Source organism: Vibrio sp. OPT46, assembly GCF_015163535.1.
In the GTDB taxonomy this organism is placed as follows: domain Bacteria; phylum Pseudomonadota; class Gammaproteobacteria; order Enterobacterales; family Vibrionaceae; genus Vibrio; species Vibrio alginolyticus.
Map to the genome: position 1 here is coordinate 178,560 of NZ_JADDYG010000244.1, position 7,485 is coordinate 186,044.

Genomic DNA, 7,485 nt, shown 5'->3' on the forward strand with positions numbered 1-7,485 from the left:
TCCATTGGGTAGCCAATTACCGCCGCCGCAATACACATGAAACCCGTTAACAGTGCGCCACCTGGAATAGGACGTTTGGCAATTGCGGCTGGAATCATGTACGTACCCCAAGAAGAAGCTAAATTACCGCCACCTAATAGTGAACCAACCCCCTGACGAACAGACGCTCCGACCATCGTGTCGTCGACATCCATGAGTACGCCTTTCGCTTCTTTTGGGTAGTTAAGTTCTTGAAACACACGATGGCCGAGATAATCAGGGGACCACATAGCGACTGCCAATAGAGCAAATGGAGTCACGGCAATAAAGTGCTCTAGAGTTGGCCAGCCTAGTTGCCAACCAGTATTTTCACCCCACCAGTAAAATGGACTGAAATTAGGCAGGCCCGGCTCTGTGGTAAAAGCAAACTCAGCGCCCATCAAATAAGCAACAATACCCGCGAGTGCAGAGCACAATGGGATAGCGAGCCAACGTTTATTGATCTTGGCTAAGTAAGCGTAAACCATAACGGTTAGGCCTATGACCACAAACGAAATGTAACCTTGGTCCGTACTTGCAGCCCACGCTTCCGTCTTATTAATTTGCCCGAGCAACCCAACAGCACCAAGGTAGATCAACAACCCTCCTCGAACCCCGATACCAGTCAGAGTCATGAGTTTAGAGCCACCTTTGGTTAAGGCGAGAATTAACCCAAAAACACATACCATCAAACCTAGCGCGAGAGGGTGCCCTCCTGCAGCTGCAATCATAGGAATCAGCGGTATCATTGGGCCATGGGTTCCCGCTAAGTTTGCATTCGGGTTTAGTATGGCAGAAAACAGGATGACGAACAGGGCTCCAGCGATAAGTAATTCGTAACGCACGTTTTCTGCAATGAATTCCGGAGATAAACCAAACTGAGCAGCAAAAGCGGAAACCATGGCAGTGACCATAACCACTTTACCAATGGTTGCTGCTAATGCCGGTACCCAGTCTTCGATTTCAATACTGTAATCACGTGAGGGCAAATGAATTCCCCAGCGACGGAAACTCATGACGGTTAAATCATGATTTAGAAAGTCTTCTCGGTTTTCAAATTCATGCGGTTTTTTGCGCACATCCCTGTAAAAAGTCTTACTTTTGTCAGACATTGAGTCATCCTTTTATGTTTCAACGTTGAACTACGTCAACTAGAGTTTCGCTTGGTAGACAGGCCTTCGACCAATACGAGACAACACCCACATCAAACTTCTAGGCCATACTAAGAAAGCGGCATGAACCAATTTTGATTTTGAGCTTATTAAGCATGTGTTGCTATGGGTAGGAATATTAGACATTAGTAAAAGAACAACAAAAATCTCACTTATTACACAATAATTTAACATCGAGCTGGGACGCTTGAACTTTTAAGAGTCATTTTTGAGCAGAGAGCCAAGTAGAGCGGCCAATTCCGATTTATACTTTCAAGGTAGAGAGCACTGTGCTCGCATCCATCGCAAAGTAACTATCGATATCTCTACATTGTATACTTTGTTAAACTCCGCCCTTTAATGAGTAAGGCCCTTAAAAATGATGACTGACGAAGAGAGAATCGAGCTGCAACAGAACAATCCACTGCACGGGTTAAAGCTAGAGACTATGTTGCAAGAGTTAGTAGATTTTTACGGCTGGGACATTCTAGATACAGCAATGCGTTTTAATTGCTTTAACACTAAGCCTTCGATTGCAAGTAGCGTGAAGTATTTAAAGAAAACCGAATGGGCGAGAGAAAAATTAGAAAACTTTTACCTTTATCGTTTTAAGCGCATGCCACGCGCGAGCGAAGAAGAATACAACTTACCGCCAAGAGCTCGTACGTTCCCTCATGGCCTTGAACCTAAAGAACCTATGCCACTAACCGTTGACTCTATTCTTAAGTCACAAGCTAAAGCAGCGTCTGCATTTAAAAAGCGTTCACCTCGCGGACGCCCTGCTCGTCGCCAATAACACTATCTTGAAAAGCAATAGAGCCCTACTGGTAGCTCCAGCAGGGCTCTATTGTTCTTTAAAGGAATGGCTAGAAGCGAAGACTCAAGCTAGTGAGCATTCCCTTTCTCTAACAACTCCCGTAAGTAAACTCACATGTAGTTTACGTTTTCTATTGATTACGCTTTTTCTTCTTTTTACCCGTACCTGCCGGCTTCGCTCGCGGCTTCATTGGTAAAAAGTAGGCTTCACTCTGATCGTCTTCCACTTCAAAACCGACTACGTGCTCGCGTTCAAGTTGGAACTTATTTTTCTTTTCTATCACTTTGAAATGGTGGTAGTCGTCGTAATCGATAAGAGATAATCCTAAACCTACTTCACCAGCACGACCACTACGACCGATTCGATGCATATAATCAGCAGGGCTACGCGGAAGATCGAAGTTAATCACCACTGGAAGTTTTTCAATATCAAGGCCGCGTGCTGCGATATCGGTGGCAATAAGAACTTGAATCTCGCCAGACTTAAAACCGTCAAGGACACGAGTACGAGCGCCCTGCCCTTTATCACCATGGAAAACTTCAGCGGTAATACCGCGTTTTGACAGCTTTTGAGCTAAATGGTTACAGGCATTCTTAGCATTCACAAAAATCAAAGTCTGTCGCCACTGATGCTGTTTGATTAAGTGCGCGAGTACCGCCGTCTTCTCACCTTTATTTACAATAAACACGCGCTGCACCAAAGTGCTGGCTTCTGCGCTCTGCAACTGAACTTCAACAGGATCGCGGAGCAACTGCTGAGCCAGCGTCGTGACTTTATCAGGGAAAGTAGCAGAAAATAACAGCGTCTGTTTCTTCTCTGGTAGTAACGCAAGAATCTTATTCAGTTCTTCGGTAAATCCGAGGCTCAACATTCGGTCGGCTTCGTCAAGAACAAGCGTTTTTACTTGGTCCAACTTAATCGCGTTACTGGATACCAGATCAAGTAATCGACCCGGCGTTGCAACAATGATGTCACAGCCACCACGAAGCGCCAGCATTTGTGGGTTCACCGATACACCACCAAATACGGCAACCGTTTTGATCTTATCTCGAAGATGGTATGAGTAAGATTTGACGTTGTATGCCACCTGTGATGCCAACTCACGAGTTGGAACTAAAATCAGGTGAGAAACGAAGTTACCACGGCGATTGTTTGATTCGTCTTGCTGAACAATTTTTTGCAAGATTGGCAGCGAAAAAGCAGCGGTTTTACCAGACCCCGTATTGGCACCACCAATAATATCTTTCCCTTCAAGGATATCAGGAATAGAACGGGATTGAATGGGCGTCGGTTGGCTGTATTCTAACGCTTCTAGTCGCTCGACTAAGGTTGGAATCAGGCCAAGATCGGCAAATGTCGCTTGCTGTGTTTTATCTGTCATTACGATGAGTGGCTCAGTGCTAGTAAAGGCCGTGTATCTTATGCTATTTCGCGTCTGGATGTTAGAGATAATGGCCCAAACAGAAGATTGGTGAAAGAAGCACTATAGGGTTCAGGAACTTCCTTTCACTAACATGAGTTAATGATTTCGATAACCAATACTCTACGACCAAGATGGTAGAGCTCACGACAAGCAAAGGGAAAAGGAGTCAGGCATTCTGACTCCTGTAAAACAAAACACATTGTATTTTGGGGAAAGAGATTACAAAGGCAGGCCACATCCGAATCAAAGGCTTAACCACACTATTTAAGCTCTGCGGTTTTAAGAACTTAATATAGCTTGAGAAAATACTATAGCTTGCAGGTGGGCAAAGTTACTTAGAACTTCTACTTAAATTAGTAATGTACGAGTAACTTCAAGTATAGAAAATTACTTAATTCAGTGTCCAAAATTGCTGGTTCGGATCTAGTAAGACAAACGGATTCCCTAAGTTTTTGGGGCTCTTGCTTTAAACGATAATGGAGTACTGTCGAGCTAGAACGTATCTACTCTTCGTGGTTAGTCACAATACATGCTTGTGCAAGCTGTTGATATTCAACTTGCATGGTTATTAGAAAGTCATCTGCATTTTCAAACCTCGCGATTGGCACTCCCAATACAACATCACAGTTAAAAGGAACAAGCATCGCTGTTCCTTTAGGGAGCGCTCGACCTAATCCGCGCATCACCACCGGAATGACAGGACAAGTTTTATGTTCATTAACTAAGTGATAAATCCCTTTCTTTAACCCGCTCATAGTTTCAGGTTCACCGCGACTACCTTCAGGAAAGATAATCAAGATATCTCCTTGATTAAGTGCCTTATGGCACTCATCAAATACAGTATGCCGCTCGCTTTTACTCGGTGAACGATGGATGGGAATAATGCCCAAAATATTGAGTGATAACCATGCTGATACTTTGTTTTTGAGAAAGTAATCGGCTGCTGCCACAGGACGCACCTTATGTACCATACTGATAGGAAAGAGTGCCAGTAATACCAAAGTATCGAGATGACTATTGTGGTTAGCCGCGACCACCATAGGACCATTGCTTGGCAGATTTTGCCGATTAATGATGTTGAGCCCCAAACCAACAAACACCAGTGGTTTCACAAACAGCAAGACGAACAAAACTTTTAAAATTTTCATATCGTCTTCTTAGTAGTAGAGGTAATAAATATAGTGGAAGAATAAGGGGGCGGTGAACATCAGGCTATCAATACGATCTAAAATGCCGCCATGGCCGGGGATAAACTGGCTGGTATCCTTAATTTGTAAGTCACGTTTAACCGATGAAATTACCAAATCGCCAATAAAGCCACTCAAGGCGATAATCATCCCTGCAACTAAACCTTGAACTGAAGTTAATGGTGTCAGGTAAGGTGCCACAAAATAGCTAGTGATGATGATGGTTGCCGCACCACCAATAAAGCCTTCCCATGTTTTGTTTGGACTGACTTTCGGTACGATTTTGTGTTTACCGAAGCTCTTACCCCATACGTATTGACAAACATCACTAAACTGAGTGAATACCAATAAGAACAGTAGCATTCCCATTGAACCGGTCTCTGGATTCTTGCTGGGCAATACCAATAAATATGCCATATGACTAACACAAAATACCGTCAGCATTAGCGCCCAGTGAATGATACCTGCTGAGCGAATGAAACCTTTGGTATCACCAATCAGCACCGCGACCATTGGAAGATAGAGGAAGGTGAAGACAGGAATAAAGATGATATACATGCCATACCAACCGATTGATAACCAGTAGTATTGAAACGGGATCGAAAGGTAAGCCCAGAAGATCACACGTCGATCTGTCATGCGCGTTGGTACTACAGAGAGAAACTCTTTCAGCGCCATAAAACTCAAAAAGGCGACAGAAATCAGCGTGTATTGAGTGGGCAGATAGAGCACAACAAAGACGATTCCGATCATCCACCACCAAGAACGAATGCGAAGTTTAAGCTCGTGGTAATCCTTATTAAGATTATGGCGTGACAAATACAGGTAAACCAAAGTGCCAATCACTAGTACGAGTGTGATGGCGGCCATCATGTATAACGAATGCGTAGGGATATTAATCATGGTTAGTTTCACCTACCGCCTTATCGATTGTCTCGTTGGCTGTTAGAGACTTAGAATGCTTGGCCTGATGATTTTTTTCATGGTTCAATAATAAGTTAGCGAGTTCTTTTTTAGCATTAAAAATACATACCAAACGACGCCAACAAGTTACAGCACAGCCAATTACCATGATTGCAAGCGATATGTCCATCAAATAAATGCCAAGTGATAACGTAAACCAATGGTTAATCGCCATTACTAAAAGAGTTACTGTGAGTAGGGCCATTCGATGCTGCTTAGCCATTGGTCCTCGAAAGTCGGCCGAGCAGTCCATGCTAACACCCAAAACGCGAATGTAAGCTGAGAGTACCGCTAATAGTGCCGCAATCCAAGCTAGAGGCATAGAAAATGCTGAATGAGCAACGAAACCAGCAGCGATAATCAACAGCGGATCGGCAATACGGTCTGGAACATCGTTAAACAACTCACCAGCAGGGGTTTTCTTCCCACCTTCTACAGCGACCATTCCGTCAAATAGATTGCACAATAACCGCATTTGAACCATCAGAGCGAACAGCACTAACCAAATTGGCGTAGGCCAGAAGCGATAACTAGCTGCAAAAGCAAGGCCAATAGCGGCAAAGAGGATGCTCATCAGTGAGATTTGGTTAGGGGTAATGTTTTTTTGGCTCAGCCAAATAGCAATTCGTTTGATAACTGAGATTTTACGCACTGCAAGAGGGCGTCGATTAGACTCGTTTTTGGATTCCATGCAGTCCATGTCCTTAAATAAGTTTTGTCGCTGTTACAGCAATTGCACATATAATTATCGGTTGACCTAAGAAAGCAGCAGCAAACAACGCGGCCTCACCATGTGCGCTCTGGAGTATAAATTTGAACATGTCAGAGCGAACATTCCCAAACCAATACACTAGGTGGTAATCATCTTTAAACACTAGGTCACTGGCAGCAATACTCGCCGATACAACAAACGTTAAAGCTCCTGCACCTTTAAAGTTTGCAACCCTAGATTTCGGGCTAAAACCCGGTTGCATTGCTTTAAATGAGTTAAGCGAGTATTTTTTCCGTTCATGTTGATACGAGCGCCATTCACAAACGCATGTTTGAGTGCTTTCCCGTTCTGATCTGTCCCATTGAATGCGACAATGATTTTTCCTCTGCTCTCAACAAGATCCGCCTTAATGTTCATATCCCCGAATTGCTTAGCAATAGACGCGGCGTCAAACATCGGCTCTGTGTGGTTGAACCATGATTTTGCTGCATTAATACTCGCAACCAGAATCGAGCCAAACGTTATGCAATATCTTGTGCGCATCTTCTAAATCAGTAATAAGTATATGTTGATGATTTTTAGTCATTTCATCTTCAAGTGAACACTGTTGCCCGGTAGAATCGCTCAGAATTTGAGGCGTTTTTAAACCTTGAGAGATTTGACCTAATCCAGCCTCTTGTCTATCTCTAAGAACCCTCTCTCTAATTTCTGTCCTTCGCTTTTCATCGCTCGCGGTATACCTCAACTCTTCCCTCTTCCTGCGCTCTCGACGTTGGCGAGCTACTCGTTCTCTAGTTGTTTCTTGTCTTTCTTTTTGGGCTACGGAGCGGATTCATATCTCATGGGAGTCGGTTTTACTGATAAATAAAAAGGATAATAACAATATTTTCAGTTATTTATCATCCTCAAAAAGATTACCTGATGATTTAACCAGTTAAATAGACAATTTGACAGACCAAACAGGCACAATGAAGGCTCAATAGTGTTGGGTTACATTCTATCGGATAACTTTTCGTAGGGTAAAATGAACGACACAGATCTTCTAGAGTGTTTGGTCTAGCGAGTTTTGGGGCACTTTTGCGTTAGAAGTTGCCCACGGTAAAATTTCTGGACAAAATGTATGGTACGCCCCGTTTTGCAAGTGAAAAATCCAAATAACGGCGTTGGTTTGCGCTAATGTATTCAGAGTCTAATTGGGACACTGATTAGTTAGC

The 7,485-nt window shown here is 43.5% G+C and carries 6 protein-coding genes and 1 pseudogene; 1 reads left to right on the forward strand and 6 read right to left on the reverse strand.

The window, feature by feature from the left end:
• Nucleotides 1–1,130, reverse strand: a 1,130-nt coding sequence (locus tag IQR33_RS10935) for a DUF3360 family protein (protein ID WP_228013849.1), incomplete at its 3' end; no start/stop codon positions are given.
• Between the two features lie 418 nt (nucleotides 1,131–1,548).
• On the opposite strand from IQR33_RS10935, the gene IQR33_RS10940 reads away from it, so the two are divergent.
• Nucleotides 1,549–1,965: a VF530 family DNA-binding protein gene (locus IQR33_RS10940; protein ID WP_005375544.1), complete on the forward strand. Its 417-nt coding sequence runs from the start codon at nucleotides 1,549–1,551 to the stop codon at nucleotides 1,963–1,965.
• A 151-nt stretch (nucleotides 1,966–2,116) separates the two neighbouring features.
• On the opposite strand, the gene IQR33_RS10945 is transcribed toward IQR33_RS10940, so the two are convergent.
• The 5 genes and pseudogenes from IQR33_RS10945 to IQR33_RS10965 all read right to left on the reverse strand — a co-directional run bounded on the left by IQR33_RS10945 (nucleotide 2,117) and on the right by IQR33_RS10965 (nucleotide 7,114).
• Nucleotides 2,117–3,367 carry a DEAD/DEAH box helicase gene (locus tag IQR33_RS10945; RefSeq protein WP_017635763.1) on the reverse strand — a complete coding sequence of 417 codons (1,251 nt, stop codon included), beginning with the start codon at nucleotides 3,365–3,367 and terminating at the stop codon, nucleotides 2,117–2,119.
• Between the two features lie 545 nt (nucleotides 3,368–3,912).
• Nucleotides 3,913–4,557 carry a lysophospholipid acyltransferase family protein gene (locus IQR33_RS10950; RefSeq protein WP_017635764.1) on the reverse strand — a complete coding sequence of 215 codons (645 nt, stop codon included), beginning with the start codon at nucleotides 4,555–4,557 and terminating at the stop codon, nucleotides 3,913–3,915.
• Nucleotides 4,558–4,566: 9 nt separating this feature from the next.
• Entirely contained in the window at nucleotides 4,567–5,499 is a 933-nt protein-coding gene (locus tag IQR33_RS10955; RefSeq protein WP_017635765.1) for a phosphatidate cytidylyltransferase, read from the reverse strand.
• A complete protein-coding gene (locus IQR33_RS10960) occupies nucleotides 5,492–6,259 on the reverse strand; it encodes a CDP-alcohol phosphatidyltransferase family protein (RefSeq protein WP_080996661.1) in 768 nt (255 codons plus the stop codon). The genes IQR33_RS10955 and IQR33_RS10960 overlap by 8 nt, the downstream gene beginning before the upstream one ends.
• A 4-nt stretch (nucleotides 6,260–6,263) precedes the next feature.
• Nucleotides 6,264–7,114 (reverse strand): annotated as a pseudogene (locus IQR33_RS10965) (hypothetical protein).
• Nucleotides 7,115–7,485 lie beyond the last annotated feature (371 nt).

Coding starts and splice junctions, on each gene's coding strand:
- IQR33_RS10940 (WP_005375544.1), top strand. CDS start 1,549: ATGATGACTGACGAAGAGAGAATCGAGCTGCAACAGAACAATCCACTG.
- IQR33_RS10945 (WP_017635763.1), bottom strand. CDS start 3,367: ATGACAGATAAAACACAGCAAGCGACATTTGCCGATCTTGGCCTGATT.
- IQR33_RS10950 (WP_017635764.1), bottom strand. CDS start 4,557: ATGAAAATTTTAAAAGTTTTGTTCGTCTTGCTGTTTGTGAAACCACTG.
- IQR33_RS10955 (WP_017635765.1), bottom strand. CDS start 5,499: ATGATTAATATCCCTACGCATTCGTTATACATGATGGCCGCCATCACA.
- IQR33_RS10960 (WP_080996661.1), bottom strand. CDS start 6,259: ATGGACTGCATGGAATCCAAAAACGAGTCTAATCGACGCCCTCTTGCA.